Annotated in this window: 23 protein-coding genes; 16 read left to right on the top strand and 7 right to left on the bottom strand. The window is 41.8% G+C overall.

Translation table 11 applies throughout. From position 1 onward, the window contains the following. Positions 1-67: 67 nt before the first annotated feature. The 13 genes from ffh to BN3769_RS04050 all read left to right on the top strand — a co-directional run bounded on the left by ffh (position 68) and on the right by BN3769_RS04050 (position 10,841). Positions 68-1,396 carry a signal recognition particle protein gene (ffh, locus tag BN3769_RS04110; protein ID WP_068467868.1) on the top strand — a complete coding sequence of 443 codons (1,329 nt, stop codon included), beginning with the start codon at positions 68-70 and terminating at the stop codon, positions 1,394-1,396. Continuing rightward, positions 1,387-1,716 (top strand): 30S ribosomal protein S16, encoded by a 330-nt coding sequence (gene rpsP, locus BN3769_RS04105; protein ID WP_068467866.1) that lies wholly within the window; start codon positions 1,387-1,389, stop codon positions 1,714-1,716. Before ffh ends, rpsP begins: the two co-directional genes overlap by 10 nt. 1 nt (position 1,717) lies before the next feature. Next, positions 1,718-2,386, top strand: coding sequence for a tRNA (guanosine(37)-N1)-methyltransferase TrmD (gene trmD, locus BN3769_RS04100; RefSeq protein WP_068467863.1), 669 nt, complete (start codon positions 1,718-1,720; stop codon positions 2,384-2,386). Between the two features lie 114 nt (positions 2,387-2,500). Next, on the top strand, positions 2,501-2,932 hold the full coding sequence (gene rplS / locus BN3769_RS04095) for a 50S ribosomal protein L19 (protein ID WP_079989401.1): 432 nt from the start codon (positions 2,501-2,503) through the stop codon (positions 2,930-2,932). A gap of 120 nt (positions 2,933-3,052) precedes the next feature. After that, positions 3,053-3,736 carry a ribonuclease HII gene (locus tag BN3769_RS04090; RefSeq protein ID WP_068467859.1) on the top strand — a complete coding sequence of 228 codons (684 nt, stop codon included), beginning with the start codon at positions 3,053-3,055 and terminating at the stop codon, positions 3,734-3,736. Positions 3,737-3,903: 167 nt separating this feature from the next. Then, entirely contained in the window at positions 3,904-4,425 is a 522-nt protein-coding gene (locus BN3769_RS04085; RefSeq protein ID WP_068467857.1) for a hypothetical protein, read from the top strand. A 547-nt stretch (positions 4,426-4,972) separates the two neighbouring features. Beyond that, positions 4,973-5,536 carry a BON domain-containing protein gene (locus BN3769_RS04080; protein WP_068467854.1) on the top strand — a complete coding sequence of 188 codons (564 nt, stop codon included), beginning with the start codon at positions 4,973-4,975 and terminating at the stop codon, positions 5,534-5,536. A 398-nt stretch (positions 5,537-5,934) separates the two neighbouring features. Continuing rightward, positions 5,935-6,807, top strand: coding sequence for a YicC/YloC family endoribonuclease (locus tag BN3769_RS04075; RefSeq protein WP_068467851.1), 873 nt, complete (start codon positions 5,935-5,937; stop codon positions 6,805-6,807). 6 nt (positions 6,808-6,813) lie between these two features. Then, positions 6,814-7,419, top strand: coding sequence for a guanylate kinase (gene gmk / locus BN3769_RS04070; RefSeq protein ID WP_068467849.1), 606 nt, complete (start codon positions 6,814-6,816; stop codon positions 7,417-7,419). A 215-nt stretch (positions 7,420-7,634) separates the two neighbouring features. Then, positions 7,635-7,961: a hypothetical protein gene (locus tag BN3769_RS04065; protein ID WP_068467847.1), complete on the top strand. Its 327-nt coding sequence runs from the start codon at positions 7,635-7,637 to the stop codon at positions 7,959-7,961. Between the two features lie 13 nt (positions 7,962-7,974). Then, positions 7,975-8,565, top strand: coding sequence for a hypothetical protein (locus tag BN3769_RS04060; protein WP_068467845.1), 591 nt, complete (start codon positions 7,975-7,977; stop codon positions 8,563-8,565). A 22-nt stretch (positions 8,566-8,587) separates the two neighbouring features. Further along, the gene (metG, locus tag BN3769_RS04055) at positions 8,588-10,633 is read left to right on the top strand and encodes a methionine--tRNA ligase (protein ID WP_068467843.1); all 2,046 of its coding nucleotides are present in this window, start codon (positions 8,588-8,590) and stop codon (positions 10,631-10,633) included. Next, positions 10,623-10,841, top strand: coding sequence for a hypothetical protein (locus BN3769_RS04050; RefSeq protein WP_068467841.1), 219 nt, complete (start codon positions 10,623-10,625; stop codon positions 10,839-10,841). The genes metG and BN3769_RS04050 overlap by 11 nt, the downstream gene beginning before the upstream one ends. A 204-nt stretch (positions 10,842-11,045) precedes the next feature. Here BN3769_RS04050 and rpmB read toward each other — a convergent pair whose 3' ends face one another. Both rpmB and BN3769_RS04040 read right to left on the bottom strand, forming a co-directional pair. Beyond that, positions 11,046-11,321 (bottom strand): 50S ribosomal protein L28, encoded by a 276-nt coding sequence (gene rpmB, locus BN3769_RS04045; protein ID WP_068467839.1) that lies wholly within the window; start codon positions 11,319-11,321, stop codon positions 11,046-11,048. Positions 11,322-11,427: 106 nt separating this feature from the next. Beyond that, positions 11,428-11,868: a hypothetical protein gene (locus tag BN3769_RS04040; RefSeq protein WP_068467837.1), complete on the bottom strand. Its 441-nt coding sequence runs from the start codon at positions 11,866-11,868 to the stop codon at positions 11,428-11,430. Between the two features lie 376 nt (positions 11,869-12,244). On the opposite strand from BN3769_RS04040, the gene sthA reads away from it, so the two are divergent. Next, positions 12,245-13,642: a Si-specific NAD(P)(+) transhydrogenase gene (sthA, locus tag BN3769_RS04035; RefSeq protein WP_068467835.1), complete on the top strand. Its 1,398-nt coding sequence runs from the start codon at positions 12,245-12,247 to the stop codon at positions 13,640-13,642. Between the two features lie 317 nt (positions 13,643-13,959). Further along, on the top strand, positions 13,960-14,487 hold the full coding sequence (locus tag BN3769_RS04030; protein WP_068467833.1) for a hypothetical protein: 528 nt from the start codon (positions 13,960-13,962) through the stop codon (positions 14,485-14,487). Positions 14,488-14,537: 50 nt separating this feature from the next. Here BN3769_RS04030 and BN3769_RS04025 read toward each other — a convergent pair whose 3' ends face one another. Beyond that, positions 14,538-16,148, bottom strand: coding sequence for a leucine-rich repeat domain-containing protein (locus tag BN3769_RS04025; protein ID WP_154017815.1), 1,611 nt, complete (start codon positions 16,146-16,148; stop codon positions 14,538-14,540). Positions 16,149-16,473: 325 nt separating this feature from the next. Beyond that, positions 16,474-19,080 carry an ATP-dependent Clp protease ATP-binding subunit gene (locus tag BN3769_RS04020; RefSeq protein WP_068467828.1) on the bottom strand — a complete coding sequence of 869 codons (2,607 nt, stop codon included), beginning with the start codon at positions 19,078-19,080 and terminating at the stop codon, positions 16,474-16,476. A gap of 589 nt (positions 19,081-19,669) precedes the next feature. Between BN3769_RS04020 and ispG the strand changes: the two genes are divergently transcribed. Continuing rightward, positions 19,670-21,637: a (E)-4-hydroxy-3-methylbut-2-enyl-diphosphate synthase gene (ispG, locus tag BN3769_RS04015; protein ID WP_068467827.1), complete on the top strand. Its 1,968-nt coding sequence runs from the start codon at positions 19,670-19,672 to the stop codon at positions 21,635-21,637. A gap of 116 nt (positions 21,638-21,753) precedes the next feature. Here the strand turns inward: ispG and BN3769_RS04010 are convergent, their stop codons facing one another. From BN3769_RS04010 to BN3769_RS04000, 3 genes are all read right to left on the bottom strand, one after another. After that, complete coding sequence (locus tag BN3769_RS04010) at positions 21,754-23,652, bottom strand: leucine-rich repeat domain-containing protein (RefSeq protein WP_068467825.1); 1,899 nt, start codon at positions 23,650-23,652, stop codon at positions 21,754-21,756. Positions 23,653-23,920: 268 nt separating this feature from the next. Next, the gene (locus BN3769_RS04005; RefSeq protein ID WP_068467822.1) at positions 23,921-24,544 is read right to left on the bottom strand and encodes a cob(I)yrinic acid a,c-diamide adenosyltransferase; all 624 of its coding nucleotides are present in this window, start codon (positions 24,542-24,544) and stop codon (positions 23,921-23,923) included. A gap of 109 nt (positions 24,545-24,653) precedes the next feature. After that, the gene (locus tag BN3769_RS04000) at positions 24,654-26,192 is read right to left on the bottom strand and encodes a transglutaminase family protein (RefSeq protein WP_068467820.1); all 1,539 of its coding nucleotides are present in this window, start codon (positions 26,190-26,192) and stop codon (positions 24,654-24,656) included. Positions 26,193-26,404 lie beyond the last annotated feature (212 nt).

Here is a 26,404-nt window from a genome sequence, read left to right as displayed (position 1 = left end):
GGGGAAAGGATTTGAATCTAAACCATCTCAGTTTGAGTATAGGGTCTAAAAGTGGATAGGTGATTTCATGCTAGGGACATTAACGACAAAGCTGCAGAGTGTATTTTCTAGCTTGACTGGCAAGAAGAAATTGACTGAAGAAAATATTTCTGAAGCTGTCAATGAAGTGCGCTTGGCTTTACTCGAAGCCGATGTCAACTATGGAGTGACCAAAACGCTTGTTAAGCGATTGAAGGAAAAAGCGGTGGGCGAGCTGCTCATCAAATCCGTCACGCCTGGACAGCAGTTCATTAAGATTGTGCATGATGAATTGGTGGCTTTAATGGGCAAGCAGGAGGAAGGGCTGCATTTAAAAGGCTCGCCTGCTGTTTTGATGGTATGTGGTTTGCAAGGCTCTGGAAAAACAACGCACTGTGCAAAACTGGCCAAATATTTGAAGAAGAAAGGAGAATGTAAAACTCCTTTACTAGCTGCTTGCGATCTTCAAAGGCCAGCTGCGATCGAGCAGTTGAAAACCCTAGGTCAACAAATTGGAGTGCCTGTCTTTTCTTTAGCTGGAGAAAAAGATCCGGTAAGCGTAGCGAAAGCGGCTTTGAAGCAGGCTAAAGAAGGAGAGCACGATCTTCTTATCGTCGATACGGCGGGACGTCTGCATATCGATGATGAACTAATGGTGCAGTTAGAAAAAATCAAAGAGGTTTTGAAACCAGACGAAATTCTTTTTGTAGCCAATGCCACAACTGGACAAGATGCTGTCAATGTAGCAGCAGAGTTCAATAAGCGTATTGCCGTCACAGGAACTATCCTGACTATGTTGGATGGTAATACACGCGGTGGAGCGGCTATTTCTATTCGCGAAGTGACGGGAAAGCCATTAAAGTTTGAAGGAATTGGAGAGAAAGTCGACGATATACAACTCTTCAATCCCAATTCAATGGCTGATCGCATTTTGGGAATGGGAGATACGATCAATCTGGTCAAAAAAGCCCAGGAGCATTTAGACGAAGCAGAGGCTCAAAAGCTTGAGCAGAAGATTCGTACAGCGACTTTTACCTATGATGACTATTTGAAGCAAATTCAAACTGTCAAAAAAATGGGATCTATTAAAAGTCTTTTGGGAATGCTTCCTGGAATGAGTCAGTTTCCAGCAATGGATTTTGACGAGAAAGAGTTTTTTAAAGTTGAGGCGATGATTCTATCCATGACTCGTGACGAGCGGATAGAAAAATGTGAATTGATAACCCCTAGACGAAAGCGCATTGCACAAGGCAGCGGAACGAAAATTGAGGATGTCAATAAGCTTGTCAAATCCTTTAAACAAGCAAAGCAATTTTTTAAAAATATGCCAAATATGAAACAATTAGAAAAGATGTTGGGAGGATCCCTATGGCGTTAAAAATTAGATTACGACAACAAGGTCGCACAAATCGTTCATTTTATCGTTTGGTCGTAACGGACTCTCGTTCGCCACGAGATGGAAAATATGTTGAAGCTCTTGGATGGTACAATCCTATCGAAGCTGAAGATGATAAGAAATTATCTATTAAGACCGATCGCATTCAACATTGGTTAGGCCTTGGTGCGCAGCTCACGGATAATGCAGCGACTCTGATTAAGAGAAGCGCTCCTGAAATTATCCGTACACAGACAGAAAAGAAAGTCGCTCAACGCGCTAAAATGGCTGCGAAGAGAAAAGAGAAGAAGGCGAAAGCATAAGGTGTTCATCGATATTTTGTCTCTGTTTCCCGGCTATTTTAAAGGACCTTTTGATGAAAGTATCATTAAACGGGCTCGAGAAAGGGGACTAATAACGATACGATTAACCGATATAAGAGATTTTGCTGACAATCGCTATCGACGTGTAGATGATCGGCCTTATGGCGGGGGACCTGGCATGGTGATGATGCCTCAGCCCGTTACAGCGGCTATTCGCCATGTAAAAAGCCCTCAAGCGCGGGTCATCTATTTATCTCCCCAAGGCAGTCGATTAAATGCGGCTAAATGTCGGCAATTAGCGCAAGAGAGCCATCTGATTCTTCTATGCGGCCACTACGAAGGAATTGACCAGCGTGTGCTAGATCGGGAAGTCGATGAAGAAATCAGTATTGGAGACTTTGTTCTTACTAATGGGTGCCTAGCGGCAATTGTCTTACTTGATGGCGTGATCCGCTTTATTCCTCACGTGCTAGGTCATGCCTCTGCAGCTGAAGAAGACTCCTTTGAAAAAGGATTGCTGGACTATCCTCATTATACTCGACCGGAAGTGTTTGAAGAAGCGGCTGTTCCGAGTGTTTTGCTGAGCGGGAATCATCAAGAGATTGCCAAATGGCGTCACGAGCAAGCTCTTAAAAAGACAGGGGAGATGAGGCCTGATCTCTTATTATAGCAGAGAGCCCATTCAGAGAATAATAAATCATTAATTGTATGCGATCTGCATGGAATGCGTGGTTAACCTTCCTTGCCGATAGAGAAAAGATTGAAATTTTAGGAGAAATTGATCATGAGTCGATCTGCCATTATTGAAAAGCTGGAAAACCAGCAGTTAAAAAAAGACATCCCAACTTTCCGCATTGGGGATACTGTTCGCGTCCATATCCGCATTATTGAAGGCGATAAGGAGAGAATCCAGGTTTTTACAGGCACCGTGATTGCTAGAAAGGGAACTGGCTTGTCTGAGACTTTCTCTGTTCACCGCGTGGCTTATGGCGAAGGAATGGAGCGCGTATTTATGCTGCATAGCCCTCGTATTGCCAAAATTGAAGTGATGAAAGAAGGCGACGTCCGCCGCAGCAAGCTTTACTATTTGCGTGGAACATCTGGCAAAGCCTCTAAGGTAAAAGGACGTTTCGGTGCTCGCCGTGGCGCTGAGAATGCCAAAGAAAATGCCAAAGAAGCTGTTGAAACAGAAGCTAGCGAAAGAACAGACAGCTAAGCGTCCTTGTTTGACCGCTAGAATGAGAATGATTAGCACCCAGGTCAATCGATTGCCTGGGTGTGCGTTCTATGACTTTGATTTTGATTAACGCTAACGTTTTTTCCCGACATCGCCTATATGACCCCCTCTCCTAATTCCCTAAACGAGCAAGAAAAACTCCGCTTGGAGGGAATGATGTCTTATGAAGAAGAGGCCTATTTAACAGGCTATCAATGGCTAGCAGGTGTTGATGAAGCAGGCCGCGGTCCTTTGGCCGGCCCTGTTGTGGCAGCTGCTTGCATCTTGCCCAAAGGCTTGCTTATCCCTCAAGTCAACGATAGCAAAAAGTTAACTCCTAAAATGCGCGAGCGCTTATTTGCGCGTTTGACGTCCGATCCTGCCATCTATTATGCTGTCGGCATTGTCGATTCTGTTGAGATTGATCGCATCAATATTTATCAAGCGACAATTTGCGCCATGTTAATAGCGATAGAACGCCTTAAGCAGGCCCCCGATTATTTGCTCGTTGATGGCATGAAGCTGCCTCATCCAACCTTGCCCTGCTTAAAGATCATTAAGGGGGACCAATTATCTCAATCGATTGCTGCGGCATCCATTATAGCCAAAGAAACAAGGGATCGCTTGATGCTCGATTATCATGCCCGCTGGCCTGCCTATGGATTCGATCACCATAAAGGCTATGGAACGGAGCAGCATGTCGAAGCTCTTTTTAAGCATGGCCCTTGCGAAATCCATCGCCGCTCTTTCGATCCCATCAAGACTCACTTTGCCCAATCTGGTGAAATCGCTTCGGTGAAGTGATTTAATGCGTGTCCGCCGAATGGGGAAACGCGCGGAATTTTAAAAAAACCTTCTGCAATAATCTAAAGAAGGGATTAATTCCTCCGTTATTCTTTACTTATTTTCTTGCGCTTTGAAGGCTTTTTCCTTAAATTGGCTTGAATTTCAAATGATTCAAAGGAAAAGTCATGGTTAAAAAGTGGATTTTATCCAGTCTGTTGGCTGGATTGCTAAGTTTCTATTCTCTAAGTGCGATGTCAATGGGAAGAAGCGGAGAGTCTTTTGTGGCAGGTGATACTCTTTGGCAGCCTGTCCAATACGAAGATGAAAGAAATCAGCTTGTTGCTCTTATTCCGGGGGAGCCTTCATGCGGCATCTGTAATGGATTGTCTTTTATCTATAGTTTTTACAGAGAGGTTAATTATGAAATTCATCTTAAACCATCTGTTTCTTTTGTTCTTCCTGAGACGGTTCAAGAGTTTGTCGATTGCTTCAGGGAAATCCCTAATGCTCAGATTTATGTGTTAGAGCCTGCTCAACCCACAGTTCGTTATATGCTTGAAATTCATCTTTTTGATCAGGCTAAAACAACGCTTAAAGCGCTTTGCAGACTGTATGCAACGAATAATACTATTTATTCAGCCATTGTGGAAGGAGAGGATTTTAGCTTGGCCTATGAATTCTTTAATTCGATTAAAATAGAACAATAGCGTGATTTTAAAATAAGTGAGGCTGTTGTTGCAGCCTCCACTTCTCTGCTGGATCTTTTCCCTTCTTCTTTTTCTTTCTGCAAAATAAGCTCAATCCTCTCTATTCAAATCTAGTCATTAGCGGTTTTAATAACCGAATTTGGATTTTTTTTTCTTTGGACTGATGTGAAAGCCTTGCCATTTGTTCATCTCCCAGGCTTTGACGCAGTCGAAAGAGTAAAAAAACTCCAAACTCAGGTTGGTAATCTAAAAAATCCTCCAAACTTAGGTTCTAAGAGCCCGTGTTCAATTTTTACTATCTACGTTCTCAGTAATCTTGACTATAGTGTTGGCCGTTTTAAGGTACTCTCTAAATGGACTAAATGCAGCCAGTTAGAAAAAAATTGCTTTAATTTTATGAGGAGCATATTAAGGAGAAAGAGAACTTAAAAAATTTAATATAAATGGGCGCTTGTCGAGAACATGTAAGGGGGCTTATAAATTTGAGCCCTCAAAGAAAAGCCTATTTAAAAGGATAACTTCAGAAACAACAAATTAGGAGAACTTTATGAAAACTTTTAAAGCGCTGATCTTAGCTTCAAGTTTAAGCTTTGCTTCATTAGCATTTGCGCAAAATTATCAATATGAACCTTATTCCTATGGCAATAACGCCAATTATCCTTCGCAAGGATATGGATATTCTCAACCTTATCAATCTTATGGCCAGCCGGGACAGCCTTATGGTCAGCAGGGGGGATATGGTCAAGGCCAATATGGTTACGGCCAAGGCCAATACCAAAACAGAGGGTATGGACAGGGGTATTCTAATCAAAGAGGTCCCAACGATCAGAGAGGTCCTAATGATCAGAGCAGTGGCTGGTCAAGCTGGTTTGGCGGCGATAAAGGGCCCAATGTGCCTGATGAAGCCATCACATCGCGCGTTATTCAAAATTTAAGAAGCACGCCTTATTTTTCCAATTCTGCTAAGAATATTCAAGTCACCACAAAAGATGGAAAAGTTACTCTTAAAGGAAAAGCTGCAAATAGCAACGAGAAAAATCAAATTGAATACATGGTTAAAAACGTAGAAGGCGTGAAAAGCGTAAGCGATGATGTAGAAACTGAAAAATAAAACCATTCGCTTCCCCGAGGGCAATTTATCGATTAAATTGCCCTCCTCGAGGGCTTCCCGCTTTCCTTTCAAATCAATTCTCTTTTAATATAAACAACTTTAGTTGATTTTTTTATTTGCTATTTCTTTCTTATAAAATTATTTTATAGTCAAAATTTTCATTCATTAGCGGATTCCAAACTCAGGTTAGTAAGAGGGCATATTAAACCCCTACCCTCTTAGTTGAGACGATTTTTTCTAAGAGAACTGGCCTTAGGGGAAGAGAACGCGAATCTAAGTCAGTAGGCATTCGACGAAAGTCGATAAAAAGAAGGGTTTTAAAGCTTGACTGAAATGAAAAAATTTGTATAATTCATTAAATCTCAATTTAATAGCGATATCTTTTTATGTTAAGAAGCATGACTGCCTATGGCCGCGCAAGCTTGAATACGGATGTAGGGCATTTTACGGTAGAGATTCAATCGGTAAATCGCAAGTTCTTAGAAGTCAATGTCGTTCTTCCAAGAGAATTAAGCCATTTTGATATTGAAATAAAAAAATGGCTGCTTCCGTTTGCTTCTAGGGGACAAATTACTGTCAAAGTAACGGCTTCTTTTGATGGTCAAGCGCCTTTTGTCGTGGTTCCTAATCTAGCTTTAGCTAAGCAGATGAAGCAGGCATGGGATCAAATTGCCCACCATTTGCAGGTAGGGGATAGCAAGTTTGAATTAAGTCTATTAGCTCAAGCGGATGATATCTTGCGTTTTGAAGAAAATAGGGAAGAAGAAGAGTCTTATCGGCATGCGCTTAAGCATGCTTTTGACCAAGCATTAAAGGGCTTTTTGCATATGAAAACGCAAGAAGGGACTTTGCTTCAAGTCGATATTCTAAATCGTATTGAAAAGATCCGGCATTGGATGGTAGATATTGAAGGGCGAGCTCCTTATGCGACAAAAAAATATAGAGAAAAGCTGATGTCGCGGCTTGAAGAGCTGTTGCCCGGGCATGTTGAAAATGAAGATAGAATTTTGCGAGAAATTGCGCTATTTGCCGAAAAAATCGATATCACCGAAGAAATTACGCGTTTTTATTGCCACCTGCTCCGTTTTGAAGAACTTTCTCAATCCTCTAGCATGGGAGGGGGGAAAACTCTGGAATTTATTCTCCAAGAGCTTAATCGCGAAGTGAATACAATTGGGAATAAGTCGTCAGATCTAGAGATTGCTAGGCAGGTCATTGATATTAAGAGCGAGCTTGAGCGTATCCGCGAACAAATTCAAAATATTGAGTAAAGAAAAATGACTTCTTTATTGGGAAATCTCTCTGAAGGCTTAGCTTTTATTGTGAGTGCTCCGGCAGGAACTGGTAAGACAACGTTGGTGCAGATGTTGGTAGAGGAATTTCCTTCTGTTATTGCCAGCATTTCTTATACGACGCGCTTGCCAAGGACGGGCGAGGTGCCGGGTAAGCATTATCATTTTATTTCGGAATCCGAATTTGAAGCAAAAATTGCTGCTGCAGATTTTTTGGAATATGTTAAGCTATATGGCACTTATTATGGCACTTCTCGCCAATGGATCCAAGAGCAGCAGCGACAGGGCAAACATGTCGTTTTGGTCATAGATACGCAAGGGGCTCTTCAATTAAAAGGGAATTTCCCGGGAGTTTTTATTTTCATTCGCCCCCCTTCTTTGGAAGTGTTAAGAGAGAGATTGGAAGGGCGCAAGACAGAAACTCCAGAATTGATCGAGAAACGCCTTGGTTGGGCCCAGGCAGAATTAAATGCGGTTCAATATTATGATTATCAGATAGTCAATGATGAGCTGGCTACGGCTTATCAAGTTTTGCGCAGCATTGTCATTGCCGAGTGCCATCGAGTGTCTGCAAAAGAAGCTGAGGCCTAGTCACAACTAAAAAGTGCCGATTAATGGGCTGCCGAATTCCTAATGGCCTAGATTCACGTTCTTTTTCCCTAGGAAAAAGCCTAAAAAAGCCGACCATATTGAATAAGATATGCAATGCTCCTTTAGGTTTCTTTCGAGGGAGTAATCGTGAATATAGCCCATTGGCGATTTGACGACAGTCTCTAAGATCCGCTAAGATGTATAAAGGAGAATAAATGGAAAAGAAGATTAATTTTACAAATGAAATGCTTGCTAAAAAATTTAAAAGCAATTTTGAATTGGTTAATTATGCCATTAGTTTGGCTGAAAACATGATCAAAAGCGGAAGGGATGCGCGCGTAAAATCTGAAGTGCAGAATCGCGCTATGTTGATCTTAGAGGAAATTCAAGAAGGTAAAGACCAGTTTGATGAAATTAAAGAAGTATCTTCAAGAAGAACAAGCCAAGATCATGAGGGCGAGTTTCATTCAGAGGTTGTCCATGAAGAGCGAAGCGAAAAGCGCCGTTATAGGGCTGCCGCTATTCCCGATGATGAAGAGTAAAAGGAAGTAGGCGATGACTGATTTGTCAGGATGGGTTATGCTTTTATCCATTACAATCATTCTGACATTTTGTCTTCTTTTTTTCGCTTTTTGGTTTGGTTGGTGGATCTCTCAGCGCGGACAAGGAGTCAGCCCCTATACAGGTCTACCTTTGAGACGGGCAACAGACCTCTCTTATTTTGCCGCTGAACGTGTCCTGCGCTTTATGTATAATTTTCGCCAATATGATAATCGCATTTTCAAGCTAAAGCGCGCGGCTTTTTGTCGCGAGACGGGGCGTATATTTACAAACTGTGTCACGTGGATGGAGACGGTAAAAGTAGATTGGACTTTCCTACAAAAGCGCTATCCCGGAAACTATGTCTCCTGGGGTAGCTTAAATGATGACCAGCAACGCGCCATCCGAGATGCTCACGATTCCCTTGAAGGCTTTCAAACAGATTTCTCGAGTCCAAGTCCTTCTCCTCGCGCCATTGAGCCCGAATATATATACGTTAAACCGGGCCCCCTCTATGTTGATATTGAGACAAAGGTGTTGCTAGGATGGAAAATTGTTCCTGGAACTGAACTGGAAGTCTTAATTGTTCAAAAACCCGTTCGATAGATTAATTCTTGAAGGAATCCTCATGACCGAAAAAATTCTTATCACTTCAGCGCTTCCTTATGCCAACGGCCCCCTTCATTTTGGCCATATTGCAGGAGCTTATTTGCCGGCCGATTGCTACGCCCGTTTCCAGCGATTGATGGGCAATGATGTCTTGTATATTTGCGGATCGGATGAATATGGCGTTGCCATCACTTTGAGTGCAGATCTTGCGGGAAGAACGCCAAAAGAGCACGTGGATATCTTTCATCAAATCAATAAGGATTTCTTTAAAAAACTTCACATTTCTTTTGATCATTATTCGCGGACGACATGGGAAGGGCACGTTGAGCCTACGCATCAATTTTTTAAGGATTTACTGGCTAACGGATTTATTGAAGAGCGCACGACAGATCAGCTCTATTCTGAAGCAGACCAAAGGTTCTTAGCCGATCGCTATGTGGTGGGGACATGTCCGCGCTGTGGTTTTGAGAATGCAAGGGGGGATGAGTGTCCTCGCTGCGGAGCTAGCTATGAAGCGACGGAGCTTAAAAATCCTCGCTCCAAACTGACTCAGGCTCCTCTAGTGCGTCGCCCGACTAAGCATTGGTTCCTTTTACTAGATAAGTTTAAGGAGCGCTTGAAAGACTGGTTGTCGACTAAAAATTGGAAACCCAATGTCATTAACTTTGTGAAGGGCTATATTGATAATCTGCATGCCCGCGCTATCACGCGCGACTCTGCTTGGGGGATTCCCGTGCCGCTTCCGGGTGCCCAAGGCAAAGTTTTATACGTCTGGTTTGATGCTCCGATTGGCTACATATCGGCTACAAAAGAGTGGGCCCAAACAATTGACCAACCGGATAGATGGAAAGACTATTGGCTTGATGAGAAAACCAAGCTTGTGAATTTTATCGGCAAAGATAACATTCCTTTCCACGCTTCAATTTTTCCTGCCATGGTGATGGGGCAGAATCAACCCTATAAATTAGTGGATGAGCTTCCGGCTAATGAATTTTATAATCTAGAGGGGAGGCAATTCAGCAAATCGGATGGATGGTACATTGATCTGGAAGATTTCTTTAAGCACTTTACAAGCGATCAAATTCGCTATGCCATTGCCTCCAATGCGCCGGAGACTTCAGATAGCGAATTTACCTGGAAAGACTTCCAGCTGCGCTGCAATAGCGATTTAGTCGGTAAATATGGCAACTTGGCCAATCGCATTTTGATTTTTATTCGCAATCACGGCAATGGCCGCATTCCGTCTCTGGGAAAGCTAGAAACAGTGGATTTGGAATTCTTGCGCCAAATTCAAGAGTTAATCGATCAAGCTGCTGTTGCGTATGGACAATTTAAGGTGCGCCGCGCAAGCCAAATTGTCATGGAGCTAGCGCAATTGGGAAATGTTTATTTTGATAACAAACGGCCTTGGCAAGATGCTAAACAGGAAGACACGCGAGAGCGTATGCGAACGACGCTGGCCTGCTGTGCGGAATGCTTGAAGGCTTTGGCTTTGATCTCCTTCCCGATTGTTCCGACGGCCGCTAGCCAGCTTTGGCGCCTGCTCGGTTATAAAGACGAGCTGGAGCGTACGAATTGGAATTTTGTAAAAACGGAAGCGATTCCGGAAGGGCAAGAAATTCTCCCTCCTGTCATTCTTTTCCAGAAGGTAGAGGATGACCTTATTGAACAAAAAATTCAGCAGCTTCATCAGCTGTCTCAGGCTAATAAGCCGGTTCCTAAGCAGGCTGTAGAACCTTTAAAACCGCAGATCGATGTTGAGGATTTTCGTAAATTAGATCTGCGTGTGGGAATGATTCTCAAAGCCGAGCCCGTGCCTAAAAGTAAAAAGCTGATTCAACTGACAGTTGACATCGGAGTTGAGCAGCGGACTGTCGTTGCCGGTGTAGGGGAGTTCTATAAACCAGAAGCTCTAGTGGGGCGCCGCATTGTTGTAGTAGCCAATCTTAAGCCAGCCACCTTAATGGGCATTAAAAGTGAAGGGATGCTGCTTGCGGCTAAACAAGAGGGGGCGCTAGAGGTTTTATTTATCGAAGGAATTAATCCTGGCGGAATTGTCAGCTAACAGCTTTAAAGTCAAAGCGCGCTCTATCTCTGCTATCCAAATTGCCTTACCTAACCTGCGTTTGGGTTTTTTTACCCCTTTCGACTGCGTCAAAGCCTCGGAAATGAATAAATGCAAGAGCTTTCACGTCAGTCCAAAGGGCAAAAAACTCCAAACGCAGGTTTATATTATCGGATGTAAAGAAATGGAAATTGAGAGAGGCGTTTGAGGTCTTCAAATAACTATCGCCTAAATAAAATCAAATGATTTTTTTTTAGTAGGAAGGCGAATGTAGGTAGTGAGGGGGGAGTTTAGCTAGGAGATGGGCAAACGCTAAGCCTTGTCGAATGGCTGGCATTTAGACTGTTGCAAAAAATAACTTGAAGGAAATAAAGGAGAGAATGCCGAAGCATTCTCTCTGAGATTCAAAATGTTAGACTTGCTCGCCGCGTGCACGCATTTCACGGATGACGGTAGCAACACCTAAGCGGTCAATTGTTCTTAAAGCAGATGTAGCAAGACGAAGAGTCACAAAGCGATTTTCTTCGGCAAACCAAATTCTTTTCTTTGTTAAATTGGGTTGAAAGCGGCGCTTTGTTTTCCCAGTCACTTTAAGACCAATTCCCTTTTTCTTCTTAGCAATACCACGAATGGCATACTTATAGCCACGGGCTGGCTTTTTACCTGTAACTTGACATACTTTTGACATATTTTCTCCAATAGCGATCGACAAATGAAAATAAGCAATGTATCATAAAAGATCTTAATAGACAAGTTTAAAAGTATAAAGAAAATAAAAAAAACAGAGAGAAAGATTAATGGAGAGGGAGCCAGCCTTCTCTAATATTGAAACGCTTGTAAACATGGCGGCGCCTTTCTTGCTCAATGCGCTTTTCATCTTGGGCATTATGCGCTTTTTCACCTAATAATTCGCGTTTTAAATCGTCTATTCTTTCTTTAAATAGTTTTAGACGTTGCCAATCATCTTGAGTAAATTGTTGGGCAGGAAGGTTAAAGCGTTGCTCGTCTTCGGCAGATAGTTCGAGCTTTTGATATAATTTTTTATCTTTTTCCTGTAATCGCTTTAACTCGGTCTGAAAGCGCGAAACAATCTCATCTATCATTTTCTTCGTCAGAGTGGTCTCCGGTTCATTAATTAAATTGGCAATAGCCGCTAATTCGGATAGATGATCGATGAATATTTTTTGCAGAGTGTCAGAGAGAATATTCTCAACTTTTTGGAAGTCCACTTTCATAAGCGTCCCTCTCTAAAGGAAATTTAGAATTACCTATCTATATTATAACTCTTTTAAATATTTAAAACAAATTTAAAACAAATGTCACCCTTATGAATGAAATAGGGACTTCTCATAGGGGAAAAAACTCCAAATCCAGGTTAATACACTCTCTTACCAGTTGAGTGATCCGCAGGGACAGAATAAAATCCAAAATCAACTAAAAAAGGAACAGGGAATAGATAAAAATAATTCATAATCCCATATTGAAAAATTATCTAGATAAAGTATATGTATGGTTCCTGTCATATAGAAGAAAATGAAAAAAGACAGGCAGAAACCTTTACGTGTAAAGGCCCATTTATACACAATAACACAGCTTCGCTAAAGGCAAATTATGGAAGACATTACAACGGATATTGTGGTCATTGGCTCTGGACCAGCAGGACAAAAGGCAGCGATACAAGCCGCTAAACTAGGGAAACAGGTTATTGTAATTGAAAGGGAATCAGAGCCGGGTGGAGCTTGCCTTTTCTCAGGAACTATTCCTTCTAAGACCTTTAGAGAAGCTGTAGTTGATCTGACCCGCTTTTACGATAGGCATTTTGAAGGCAAGGAATATGTGCTGCCAGAAGTGACGATTGACGAGTTAAATTCTCGCCTGCAATCCGTTGTCAACGAAGAAAAAAATATCATTGTGCGTCAGTTTAAGAAGAACGGAATCCGCCTTTTACAGGGATCCGCCCGCTTCGAAAACCAGCATACATTAATTGTTGTCGATAACGATTACCGTTTAAAATATCAAATCAAGGCCAGCGTCTTTATTATTGCCACAGGATCCAATCCACGCAGTCCAAAAGATGTGCCTTTTGATCAGCAGGTTATCTTAGATTCAACGACTTTATTGGGAATCGGCAAAGTCCCAAAAAGCATGATTGTTTTAGGGGGCGGCATTATTGGATCTGAATACGCGAGCTATTTTGCCGCCTTGGGAACGGAAGTAACGGTTATCGACCGCAAAGAGCACATGCTTCCTCTATTAGATGCGGAAATCGGTATTCACCTGCAAACGGCCTTGACGGACATTGGATTAAAATTTTTGGGTAAAAAAGAACCCGTGGAAATAGCCCGTAAAAATGATAGAGCGTTTGTCAAATTTAAAGACGGCTCTTCTCTAGAAGCAGATGTGTTATTATATGCCTTAGGTAGAACGGCTAATGTAGAAGCCTTGCATATCGAAAATACGGGAATTACGGTAGATGCCAAGGGATATATTCCTGTCAATGCCTTATTTCAAACTGTTGTGCCGCATATTTATGCGATTGGTGATGTGATTGGCGGGCCTTGCTTGGCCTCAACCAGCATGGAGCAGGGACGATTAGCTGCACGTCATGCCTGTGGAGCCCAAACCCATCATTTTCCAACCTTTTATCCCATTGGAATTTATACAATTCCAGAAATTTCAAGCTGCGGTTATACAGAAGAAGAATTGAAAGCTTGGGGATTTCACTATGAAGTGGGAAGAGCGCATTATTATGAAATTGCGAGAAGCCATATTGCCGGCAGTAATACAGGCTTATTTAAAATTCTCTTTCATGCCGAAACCCTTGAAATTTTGGGCATTCACGTCATTGGAAGAAATGCAACGGAAGTCATTCACATTGGTCAGCTAGCCATTAGCTTCCATGCTCATTTGGATTATTTTATTGATCACGTCTTTAACTATCCCACTTATGCGGAGGGATATCGAGTGGCAGCTTTGAATGGGATCAATAAAATCCGTTTTAAAAAATAAAAGAGCTAATCTATAAGAAGAATGAAGAGACATCGCTTTCTAAATAAAGATTTGTCATTACTTAAGCGCTTGTTTTAAAATCGCCTAGAGGCGAGTTCTTTCCGGACTGAGACATCGTCTTGAATGTAGGCATCGTGAATTTGAAAACAAGCGCTAACTTTAATCAAATTTGTTATCCTATTTTTAATAGAAATGATGACTTTTTGATTAGTACTCCTTTCTTCTAAATCGGCTTTACGTTATCTAATTATGGAAAAGCCTTTGATTTCCAATCTTTAGGTAAATAAAATCCTGAAGAGATTTAATTAGGGACATATATGTCAAATTCTCCCCTTATTCCACAAGAAAATGACCCTTTTAAAAAGGGAAAGGGTCATCAGGATCGGCAAGAAGAAATCCATTATAAACGTCCGGACTTTATTATTATCGATGATACGCAAGAATACTTGCGAGGATCTTCTAACAACTCCTCTTTTGGCTATGAACAAAAACAGAAAGGAGAATTTAAAACCCGCGTCCAGCAAAATCCCTTTTCTCTTCGTCTTTTATGCTTTTTAGGGGGGATTTTTTGCTTGATAGTTGGCTTGGGCATGCTGGTTTTTTCCGTTGTTCTGACGCTGCTTGCCCTGCTGTTACTTTTTCAACATAAAAAGCTTAATCAAGTGGTTTTCTCTTTTTGGAAGCTCTATACCAATATTGTTATAGCAGGTCTGGCTTGTATAATTGGTATTTTAAATCCTGCATGGGGCATCGGGCTTTTGGTTCTCTACTTTGCCTTAAGTGGAGAGGGGATAGGAAGCGGCCTATTATCGAAAATTATTAAAACGTCATTCGACCGCTTTTAAAATTCCTCTAAGGGAAAACAATCTCGAATAGGCCATCATGAATTCGATAGTTATCTTCTTACGATCCATTCAGAAAAAGGCTTAATCCAATAACAACCATTTTCAAATTGGATTTTTTTAAGCGAAAGATTCTCTTTAAGTTTAAGCACCTCTTCTGGGGGCATCATGTAACTACAAAGAAATAATTCCTCAAGCTCAAGAAGATTTAATCCTTGTACGCTATCAATTTCAGTCCTAGCAACATCGAGCTTTTTAAGACGCGGACATTTGCTTGGAAGTTTGAGGAATTCTGTGCTAGGCAGTTCTTTGCAGTCCGCCAAGGTCAGTTCTTCAAGCAGGGGAAGAGCTAATCCTTCTAAGCTGTGGATCTGAGTTCCTTTGACGTTTAAGATTTTTAGAGTTGGGCATAAGTTCTTAATTTTGAGATATTCCCTTCTCGGCATCCAGCCGCAGTACTCCAAAATTAACTCCTCAAGTGGAGGCACGTTGTCCAAACTTTCGATTCGGGTAGAGGCAAGATTAAGATTTTTAAGACAAGGATAGTTTGCCTTTATACGGAGAAATTCATCCTCCGGTAGATAAGGGCATTCCCGAAGATTTAAGTTTACTAACAAAGGCCATGAGTCTAAATGATTAATTTTTGTGGCTCGAACCGAAAGGCTTCTTAAGCAAGGACAGAAATTTTTAATTTTGGAAAATTCCCTCTGGGATAGAAAAGAGCAATTATCCAAAGTTAATTCTTCTACTGAAGGTAAGCCGTCCAAGCTGTTAATACTGGTATGGGTTAGAAGAAGTTTTTTCAAATGACTCATTCTGTCTCTCAGTTCCAGAAAGGCTTCAGCTGGAATGCTTGTGCAATGAGATAGATTTACTTCTTCCAGAAGGGGAGGCAAGCCTTGTAAACTGTTGATTGATGTGCCCTGCAGATCGAGTTTTTTCAGTTGCGGGCATTTGTCCTTAATGTTAAGAAATTCTGCGGATACCAGTTGGCTGCACGCATACAGAGTTAATTCTTTCAGATTGGGGAGCGCAAGGCCGTCCAAGCTTGCTAAAGTTGTCCATCCTATATTCAGACTAATTAGCTGAGGACAAAGATCTTTAAGCTTTTTAAACTCTTCAGAAAAGAGCGCGGTGCATCCAAATAAGTTTAATTCCTTTAGATTCGCTAATGCCAAGCCATCTAAATTGGAAATAAGCGTACTATCCAGGGTGATTTTCTTTAAATGGGGAAATTTAGCCTTAATTTTATTAAATTCTGCCGCGGGAAGCTGCCTGCATCCTGTCAGATTGATTTCTTCAAGTTGCTCGAGTTCCAATCCCTCTAAACTGGTCAATGGGGTGCCGGAAAGATCGAGTGTCTTAAGACGGGGAAATTTATTTTTAATTTTTGCCAATTCTTCAACAGGCAAATGCCCGCATTCTGCAAGCGATAATTCCTCTACTTGAGATTGATCCAGTTGATCTAAGCCGCGAATATCTGTTTTTGATAAATCTAGTCTTTTAAGATGGGGAAAGGCCTTTAAAACGATGGAAGTTATCTGAGCAGATGCAAGCCCGTTTCTAGATAGCTCTTTAATAGAAGGAATCGCTGTCATGTAATTATTGGAAAAATAGGGTAAGAGTGCCAGACATCTATTTTGTTCTAAGATAACTTTGCACATGTATTCATTTATTAATGGATCTAGATGATAAGAAGAAATTCGTTCGCATTGTTTTTTTTCTTTAGGGCTCAATTCGTTCGAAAATTGTTCCAAAAAAGTATGAATAGATAATGTTTTTAAATTGGGAATAGGCATTTTTAATGTTTATTTTTGTGAAATTTTATTATTTTGATATGTCAATGTGTTTACAAATGATTGAATAGTTGATTTTGATGAATGAATTGTTCTTATAAAAAAATAATTAAAGATTGTGTTGAGAAAATCAGGCGAGACAAAGGAAAGCGAGCCAATAGCAATGAGGGATTGCTATTGGCAGGTTTTTGTTTCAGCCTTTTTGCTGTTGAATTTTGAAGGCGATTTTCTCTTTATTGAAATCCAATTTGACGAGGCTGTGCGGAGGAATTTTTCCTTCCAGAATAGCTGTAGAAAGCTGATTGATGACTTCTTGTTGGATATAGCGTTTGAGGGGGCGAGCGCCAAAGCGCGGATCGTAGCCTTCTTTGGCTAAATGGGCCAGGACTTCTGGCGTCCAGGTAAGGGTAACGTCACGGCTATGGAGCCGTTTGGCCAAAAGGTTGAGTTGGATGGTAACAATTTTCTCCATATCTTCTTCCCGTAGCGGCAAGAAGGGAAGTATATCATCTAAACGGTTGATAAATTCAGGGCGGAAATGCGCCTTGATGACGGGATCCAGCACAACCATGATCTCATCTTTTGTCAAATCATGGCGTTTTTTCTCAATCAGGTCCAATAAGCGGTCGGACCCCAAATTGGATGTCATGATGAAGAGGGCATTTTTGCAATTGACTACTCGCCCTTTGCTATCCGTTAGGCGTCCGTCGTCAAAAACTTGAAGCAGGATATTGAATACGTCATGATGCGCCTTTTCTATTTCATCAAATAGAACGACGGCATAAGGACGGCGTCTAAGCGCTTCTGTTAACTGGCCGCCTTCCTCATAGCCAATGTACCCTGGAGGAGAGCCGATTAGTTTGGAAACGGTATGCTTTTCCATGTACTCTGACATATCTAAGCGGATTAAAGCCTCTTCCTGATTGAAGAGCTGGAAAGCCAGGGCTTTGGCCAATTCGGTTTTTCCCACACCTGTTGGGCCTAAGAAAAGGAAGGCTCCCATTGGGCGGTTGGGATCGCTAAGGCCGGAGCGCGAGCGGCGGATCGCTTCGCTGACCGCTGCAACAGCCATGTCTTGTCCGACGACGCGTTTTTCGAGGTCTTTTTCCAGGTGAAGCAGACGCTCGGCCTCTCCCTCAAGCATCTTATGAACGGGAATGCCCGTCCATTTCGAGACGATTTGTGCAATCAGGTGCTCATCGACTTCTTCTTGTAAAAGGCGATTGGGCTTTTCGTTCAATTGCTTTTGCGCTTCCTCGATTTCCTTTTGCAGATGAGGAATAACGCTATAGCGCAGCTCTGCTACCTTGTTGTAGTCCGCTTTGCGCTCGGCTTCCTCTTCTTGGAAGCGAAGCTTTTCAAGCTTGTCTTTCTTTTCTTTCAAAGATTCAATGATCTTTTTTTCCTGGTCCCATTGCTGGCGCAGGACATTGAGCTCTTCTTTAATTTGCGCAATGCGTCCTTCTAATTTTTCGGCCTCGCTTTTGGCCAATGGCGTATTTTCGCGGCGCATGGCCTCTTGTTCGACAATCAAGCTGGCCAGCTCCCGCTCTTTATTATCAATGGGAAGGGGACGGCTGCCTAATTGCATGCGAATAAGGCTGGCGGCTTCGTCGATAAGGTCGATGGCTTTGTCCGGCAACCGGCGGTCTGTAATATAACGATAAGATAGAAAGACAGCTGCATGAATGGCTGATTCCGTAATGCGTACGCCATGATAAATCTCATAGCGCTCGCGCAGGCCGCGCAAAATGGCAATGGAATCTTCCAAGCTTGGCTCATTGACCATAATAGGCTGGAAGCGGCGCTCCAAGGCTGCATCTTTTTCAATATGCTTTTGGTATTCATTCAGCGTTGTGGCGCCGATGCAATGCAGCGTGCCGCGCGCCAGGGCCGGTTTTAGCAAGTTGGCAGCATCCATTGCGCCTTCGGTCGCCCCGGCTCCAATTAAGGTATGGACCTCGTCAATAAAAAGGATGATCTGCCCTTCGCTTTTCTCAATATCTTGCAAAATTCCCTTTAGACGTTCTTCAAATTCACCGCGGTACTTTGTTCCGGCTATCAGACTTCCCATATCAAGCGCAAGCAATTGTTTGTTTTTCAAAGAATCGGGAACATCCTTTTGCACAATTCTCTGTGCCAAGCCTTCGGCTATTGCGGTTTTTCCAACGCCTGGATCGCCGATCAGCATGGGGTTATTTTTTGTACGGCGGCTCAACACTTGCATGGTGCGGCGGATCTCTTCGTCGCGGCCAATCACCGGATCGAGCTTACCTTTCTGCGCAAGTTCCGTTAAGTTTTTGCAGTATTTTTCTAAGACCTGGAGGTTTGCTTCTGCTGCGGGAGAGTCCATATGACGGTCACCTCGAATTTTTTTAATTTGCGCTTCCAATTTTTCTAAGGTAACAGATGTTGTTTTTTTCCATCTGGCAAAAGGGTCGCCGCCATTCTTCCAGTAGGAAAGAAGAAAATGGTCGCTGCTCGTATAGGTGTCTTTCCAGCTTTGTGCAATATTCTGCGCATCGACGATGCGGCTTTGCAAGCTGCGAGAAGGCGAAGGCGGCTGCGCGCCATCTCCCGAGAAAGTCGGAAGATGATCCAAGTTATCCTCTACCTCGCTTAATAACGTCCGCGGATTGGTCCCCAGACCGCTTAATAGCGCATAAAAATAACTCTCGGGATCTTTTAAAAAGGCCCACAGTAAGTGATTTTCTGTTACCTCCGTTTGATTTCTTCTTTGAGCTTCAGCAAAAGCGGATTGCAAGGCTTCTGTCACACTATCTGTAAAGTTCTGATTCATTTTATCATCTCCTTGCTACTAAGTGAAAAGGTCAATAAAGAGTAAAGACAATAAAGCGCTCAATAAGCCTAAAAAGGGTTAATTCCGTATGAATTTTTCTATTTTGAACTTCTTTGAACTTCATGAAAAATGAAGAATTGCCAAAATGAAGAGATACAGATCGGCAAATTTTTACTTCCTATATCTTCTGCCGTTTCTTAAATTTCATGAATAGAAAAATTTATACAACATATAAGCGATGAACTTCTATTGTTATCAAAATATATATTTTATCTCATAGGAAAAGTCACATTTTTGATGCTGTTTTGATTTTGTTTCTATGTGTAACCGGCTCTATGAATATGAAGACACCCTCTAAGGATACTCTTCAATAGTAAAAAATACAAAGAACGATTGTCAAGAGGACAAAAGGAAGGCTTCCTTCAGACATGTCGTCTCTGATCATTTATTTGTAGTAATTTTAATTAAAATTAGTGTGCTTATTAATAAAAATTGAATTCAAATGAAACTATTTGGCTAAATCAAAATACTTCTGCTATAGTTTTTTCTGAATGTTTTGTAAATCGACCATTTATACAAAGGCAAGAGAATGAAGAGATACTGCGAAGCCATTTATCAAACAAAGCGGCGCCCGACACGCGTTGTCATGGTAGGGAATGTTGGAGTAGGAGGAGACAACCCTGTCCGCGTTCAATCGATGACGACCTCAAGCACAAGAGATGTAGAGCAGACAATAGAACAAGCGATTCGATTGGCGGACGCTGGTTGCGAAATTGTACGTGTCACAGTTCAAGGAATGAAAGAGGCGGATGCATGCGAACATATCAAAAATGGCCTAGTTAAGCGGGGATATGATATTCCCCTAGTGGCAGATATTCATTTCTATCCTCCTGCAGCTATGCGGGTCGTGGATTTTGTTGACAAAGTGCGTATTAACCCGGGCAATTTTGTAGATAAAAGAGCGACTTTTAAAGAAATTGACTACGACGATGCCTCTTATGCCAAAGAGTTAGAGCGTATAGAAGAGAAATTTACCCCTTTAGTGGAAAAATGCAAGCGTTTAAAGCGGTCGATGCGCATTGGGACAAATCATGGGTCTCTTTCAGATCGTATTATGAACCGCTATGGCGATACTCCTTTTGGAATGGTGGAATCTGCCTTGGAGTTTGCCCGTATTTGCCGTAAAAATGATTATCACGACATCATTTTTTCCATGAAGGCCTCGAATCCGCAAGTCATGATTCAAGCCTATCGTTTGCTGACTCAAGCGATGTATGATTTGGAATGGGACTATCCCTTGCACTTAGGAGTGACAGAAGCAGGCGATGGAGAGGACGGGCGAGTCAAATCCGCAATGGGGATTGGCGCCCTTCTTTTGGATGGAATAGGCGATACTATCCGCGTTTCTTTAACCGAAGATCCTTGGTTTGAAATTGATCCTTGCCAGCGGTTGATTCGTTTAGCTCAAAATTATGAAAATACGGGGGTTGAATCTTTCCTGGAAAAGCATCGCTCTATTGAGCATATCCAGCGCAGAGTTGTCAATCTGCCTTCTCATTTGCCCATGCACCGCGATGGAACTGTTTTTGTTGCGATGCCGCAAAAGCTTATTAAGGACCCTGCGCTTTATCAGCAATTGGGGTGTGAAGGATCGTTGGGGCGTCCAAAATTAAAACCGATGACCGTCGACAATATTATTTTAAAGGATTTTAGCTTAGATAAAGAATCGACCCAACGCTTGCAGCTTTTGAAGGATATTGGCATTGGCATTTTTTCAGATAATCCTGGAGTGCCGAGCATAGCCATCCATTCCCTTGAAGACATCTATAAGGCGAGAGAATGCGCTTCGCGTTCGGCCCGTTTCAGCCTTCAGCCGGCCAGCAAGCCGGAAGATCCTGTTGTTGTCAGAATTGAAGGGGAAGCTTCTCTTTCTTGGGAAAAGCTTGTGAGCATTAAGCCGGATCTAATTCTTCTCGCCCCCCAAAGCAACCGTTTGCATTATTCTCGCCATTTCTTTGAGTGGCTTCAATCTCGCGGGCTTTCTATTCCTGTGATTTTGAACTTCTCTTACACAGGTTCTCAAGAAGATGCAACGATTTTGGCCAGCATGGAATGCGGAGCGCTTCTATGCGATGGATTGGGAGAAGGCGTGTGGTTGGAAGGACCGTATGAAGTCAATTTTTTACGCCAGCTTGGTTTTTCCATTTTACAGGCAGCCCGGATGAGAATGTCTAAGACTGATTTCATCTCTTGTCCCAGCTGCGGAAGGACGTTATTTAACCTCCAGGATGTGACTAAACGCATCCAAAGCCGTACAGCCCACCTTCCCGGAGTCAAAATCGCCATTATGGGGTGTATTGTCAATGGTCCCGGCGAAATGGCTGATGCAGACTTCGGTTATGTAGGATCCAAGCCTGGAAAAATTGATTTATATGTAGGAAAAGAATGTGTAGAGCGGGATATTGATTTTTCTGAAGCCGACGATCGGCTTGTTGAATTGATTAAAGCCCATGGTCGGTGGATTGAGCCTGCCCAAGAGGCCTTGAAAGTTAACTAAATTCCTTTTGCCTGTACCCTGGAGGTACGCCCTAGTGCTCCATTGCGATCACTAGGGCATGGCCTCAATTGGCCTATGAGCAGTAGCGGCGCGCGTCCTCGGAAGCCTGAATGGCTCTATCTAACGGAACAAATTAAACGTTTAATTCGATTAGAAGAGGTTGCATAATGAGTGGGGACTTCAAAGTTCCTAAGGCCGATTTTTTCTAATTTCTGGAGTTTGTCCAGACTTTGTAAAGACCAGGTTCCTTTATAGCTCTTCATTGTCCAATAAAATTCTTTTAAATTTTTAAAATGCTTTGCAACATGCTCGATTGTTTGTTCGGACAAATCTTCATTCAAGCTTAAATCTAACTCTTCCAACTTTGGAAGTTGGACGAGCGTTGATATTTGATCATCGGTTAAATTACTGCGGCTTAGGTCGAGCGTCTTTAAATGGGAGAAACCATTTAGATTAAATATTCCATTACCCGTATCCGCATCTTTGGCTTTCAAAATTTCTAATTGCGGAAAATTTTGGGCATCCAACAGGCTGACATTGATGCGGGTATTTGTCAAATCCAGTACTTTTAAATTTCTCGAGGCAAGAAAAGGCTCTGTTGCATGATTGAGATAGCTATCAGCCAGATTTAATTCTTCAAGCTGAGAAAAATTTCGAAATAACGAGACTATTTGCGAATGGTTAGGGTTTCTGATTGTGAGCATTAAAGATTTCAATCTAGTTAGCTGACTTAAAACCGCAATCGTTTCTTCAGTGGCAAAAAAAGGCACGACAGCTAATTTTTCCAACTGAGGAAATAAAGATAAACGCGTATAATTGAACTCATTTATATGTTCATTATAAAAACTTTGATCACAATAAAAAGCCAAAGATTTGAGTTGAGACAGGGCAGTCAGGCGTTGAAGTTGTTCATTTCCGATAACAAAATTTGTTAATTCTAAGTGTTCGAGCTGGCTAAGCTGGCCTAGCTTCTCAAAGCTTTCCAAAGGTAAATGAGAGCCTCCTCTCAAAGTTAGACGTTTCAAATTTGGAAAATGAGTCAGTAAGTTAATTCCCTCCGGCGTTAAACGCGAACAATCAATATCCAGCTCTTCTAAATCCCTTAAATTTAAAAAACTCGATAGAATAAGATCATCTACAGCAGCACCGCCAAGAATGCGCAAATGACGTAGCTTGCTTAATTCACCCAGCAGGGGAAGGTTGATGTTCATGCTCCACGTATTGACTTGGGATGGACTAATTGTAAAAGTGAAGCTTGTTAAATGAGGCGCTTTTTCTATAATAGCGGAGAATAAAGACAAGGACCTATTAGATGATAGCATGTTAAGATGAAAAGTTTTTATAGACTCCTTATGCTCTTCCAGAAAGTTTGCCAATTCTCTATTATAGCCTGAATAGGCGCTAAGGGTGCCTTGTAAGATTTTTTCTTGCCAAAGCGGCGCTTCAAAACATTGGGCAATGGCATGGCTTTTGATAAAAGAATTGTCAATTTCTAAAACGCGTTCTCCAAGAAATTTTTCACAACTTGTCTTTAATTCCACATCATTGAGCTCTTGGGCTAAGCGGAGCGCTTCAAGCTGTGGCGCCCATGTAATAAGATCTAATCCATAGGAATTAGGGCTTTCTCTACGCATCCCTCTAAATTTTCTCTTAGCAGCCTCAGCAAAATGAAAATTGGTAGCCAATAAATGAATGAAAGTCTTGAATTCATTTGGTTCTGTTTTAGGGTCCGGGATGCGCTCTAATAGAGAAGCATCGTATGGTTGCCGGATCAATTGAATATGCAAAATAGCGGAAGCGACCAACGTAATCAAAGCTACTACGCCTCCCGTTATTAAAGCCACTGGAAGATGATTAGAAGCAATGAAAGCAATGCCAGTCGCTAGTCCACCATTTAAAAGAGTATTCGGCGTAAATTTGATAAAAAGATTTTTTATTGTCGGTGGAGTTTCTAATGACTGAATAAAAAAACGGGGGTTTCCATATAGAATTTGACTTACATTGATGGCGGACATATAAATTCCATTTTATTAATGGTTTAATTTTGTAATAATTAGTGAATTGTTTTAACAAAAAGCCTGTTAATTGTCTATGGTTGTTAGATAATCAATATTGATTTAATAAACCTATTATTTAAAAGACAAAGGTTAAAATTTATAAGAAATTGTCATCGGATTCCTAATAACCTATATTCAAATTCTTTTTTGTAAAAATAAAATAATTTTGAATATAGGTATTATGAATTTGAAGACACTCTCTAAGCTCGATCATTTATAAATTCGCTTAATCTTCTTGTAAGTGGGAATCCACTTCCATTTTGTGAGGTTGCCACTCGGTTTCTGGAATGCTTAGGCAATGGTTCACAAAGCGGGATGTAACAAATAGGTAATCCGATAAGCGGTTTAAGTAGACGAGGACATCTTGGGTGACTTCGGCTTTGCTATAAAGGGGAATGACGAGGCGCTCCGCCCGGCGAATGATACTGCGCGATAGATGTAAAGCTGCTCCGACAGGATGTCCGCCTGGGAGAATAAAATTTTTAAGGGGAGGAAGCTGCCCATCCATTTCATCTATCCATTTTTCTAATAAATCGGTGGCTTCATGTCCAAAGCGAGTTTTTTGCAGTTTTTGACTTTCATCGCAGCTTCTGGGGGTTGCTAAGGCAGCCCCTACGTCAAATAACGCATGCTGGATGATTTCCAGTTGTTCTCTTGTTTTATTTAAATGGGCTTTGCGAGTTTTATTTAATTCACTTTCTTTAGGTAAAAAAGATAAAGCTAAGCCTAAAGCAGAATTTCCTTCATCGATTGTTCCCAGAGCATCAATAAAAGGATTGTCTTTATTCACTCTTTCCCCTGAAAATAAAGATGTTTGTCCCTTATCGCCTGTACGCGTGTAAATTTTCACTGGCCACTCTTCCTCGTTTATTCTTACATTAAGATTTGATAATCAAAATCCGCACGTTTAATTTTACTCTCTCATCATTCCAATTTCATTTTAAATAGCAAGACTAGAATTACTCGGGACAATGCAAAAGCAAGGCCTGCCGCAATTCCTTTAAGGTTGTAGGATCATGATTGCGTGCCTGTACAATGGATTCAGATTGCTGTAAATAATGCCAGGCTTGCCCATAGTCCATGCGTTGGCCATGCAATACCGCTAAGTAATAATTAACCTCAGGATCTTGAGGATAAAGGGTTTGATAGGTTTTTAATGCCTCTAAAGCTTCGCTTGTCCGGTGCAGCTGAATCCAAGCCATTGCTAAATACAATAGGCCTGCGCGGAAATGGGGATAGCGTTGTACTATTGCTTCTAATGCTTGCTTTTTTGTTAAAATGGACTGGCGGTTGTCATCCGGACGGGAAAAAAGCACCATGATGCTGGCTGCGTCGACGTGACCGTTTAGGTAGTCTTCTGCAATGGTATTTTTTACAACTGCATAATCGGGGATATGGTCCTTGACTTCCATGAGCAATTTCTTGCCTTCTTCTTGACGTCCCGTTAATAGGCAGCTATAGGCATAGAGTTCCTTTAAAAGCTCATCATTGCTTAAATAAGGCATCGCCTTTTGATAGGCTAAAAAAGCTTGGTCGGGCTTTCCCTGCTGCCAAAAGACAGACGCTTGGTTGAAATGAGCAAGCCCGATGACTTCTTTAACTGTCCTTTGTTGAAGCGCTCGCGTATTGACGTTTAAATATTCATCGGAATCAAGATGAATGCCGCGGGCCGTTGTTTCAATATTGATCTCTTTTTGCGGGGAACGGTAGCGAACGTAAATATGCCCAGGGGGCGTAATCATTTCCAAATGCAGGTCAAGTCTTTGGGCCAAGCATAAGTATAAAATGGACACGCCTAAACACACCCCTCGGTGAGAGTCTAATACCGATGGCAAGAAGGTGTAGACGTCGATATCTTTAGCATACAAGGAGTGAGGAGGGAAGCGGAATTCCATTTCATCAAAGATAAGCGTATTGATGGCTTGAATTTTCTTTTCCGGTGTCGCTTGAGGGGGCAAATAGGCTAAAATCTGCAAGGCCATTAAATCAATCAGCATTTCATAAGTTTTAATGCGACTGACATCTGATCCAAACTGGCTTAAAAATAGCCCCCTAGCTAAATCGATTTCTTCTGTAGGCAGCTGAAGCATCTCCGCTTCGCTCCAGGCTTGGTGGCCTTTCAATCGATGATGACTAAGACGTAAGGAGAATTTTTCCAATTCCTGCAAATCTTTATCAGGTAGAGGAGTGAGCTCTTGATCCTCTTGCTTATTGACAAGGCCAATTAAGGCTTGAATAACAGAGGAAAAGGAAATCTCGTTAAAAGGAGTGCTTTCCAATTTTTGCTTTCCAGCCAGCAATTGGCAGGCATCTTGAAGGGCTTGTTGGCCTAAGGGGTGAGCAGCGTAGAGTTCATAAAACGCCAAGTGCTGAGAAATAGAAGAGGGCTTAAGGCTGTTATAGAGAGTCTGAATTTTTTGATCGGACAAAGGACCGGCTTCCAAAAATGCTGATAAGAGGCCTGCATAGAGTAAAGGCGCACAAGCGCTAAAACGCATAAAGAATGCCTATAATTGACGTGGATTCAACTTTTAAATGTTTGAATTTTAGAGATCTTTAGCTCATCTTTCAAGAGATTTATCCTTGAAAAGAGTGCATTCCCTATTTCCTTCGGATGAAATGCTGAAATCTGAAGTAAACATCGCTAAAATTCAGTTGTTTAAATGCGCTCAATTCATAATTAAAATCCGATCAAGAAATCAATGCGATT

Origin of the sequence: Candidatus Protochlamydia phocaeensis (assembly GCF_001545115.1) — a bacterium.
In the GTDB taxonomy this organism is placed as follows: Bacteria; Chlamydiota; Chlamydiia; order Chlamydiales; family Parachlamydiaceae; genus Protochlamydia_A; species Protochlamydia_A phocaeensis.
Note: the sequence above shows the minus strand (reverse complement) of the source record. Positions and strands in the feature narration are given on the sequence as shown.